At 54.5% G+C, this 523-nt stretch carries 1 protein-coding gene; it reads left to right on the top strand.

The window, feature by feature from the left end; all coding sequences use genetic code 11:
• Positions 1-48 precede the first annotated feature (48 nt).
• On the top strand, positions 49-523 hold a 475-nt coding region (locus tag Q7C20_RS27135; RefSeq protein WP_375071233.1), incomplete at its 3' end, for a tripartite tricarboxylate transporter substrate-binding protein.

Raw genomic sequence — 523 nt, 5'->3', positions numbered from 1 at the left:
GAAAGAGGCATGCAAGCTTCTCGCTGATTAACCCAATAGGAGAATCCTGTGATCAAACTGAACTCGATCAAATCTGTTGTCGCTTCTGTCGCCATGGCAATTGCAGCCCCTGCGCTGGCCGCAGCTGAGTACCCGGAAAAGGAAGTCAAACTTGTCATCCCCTTCGGACCGGGTGGCGCGACAGATGTATTGTTCCGCCTCATTTCTGCCGAGGCAGAAAAGCATCTGGGACAAACAATCGTGCCGGTCAATATGGCCGGCGCAGGGGCCACGCGAGGTTCGCGCGAAGTCAAGGATGCGGCACCGGACGGATATACCATTCTCGGTAGTCATGACTCCGTTGCATTGTCAAATCTCGCTGGCATGGTTGACTATTCCTATGACGCCTTCGAGCCAGTAATCTTGCTTACCCAAACGGTAAACGTGATAAGCGGCGGACCGGACCCTGTCGTCTCAGACATCTCGAAACTTGCCGATTATGTTGCCGCGAACCCCGGCGATCTGGCTGTGTCGATGATCCCCA

Origin of the sequence: Pseudomonas sp. AMR01 (assembly GCF_041946035.1) — a bacterium.
GTDB lineage: Bacteria > Pseudomonadota > Gammaproteobacteria > Pseudomonadales > Pseudomonadaceae > Aquipseudomonas > Aquipseudomonas antarctica_B.
The sequence above is the reverse complement of the archived record's forward strand: the minus strand, read 5'-3'. Positions and strand labels throughout refer to the sequence as shown.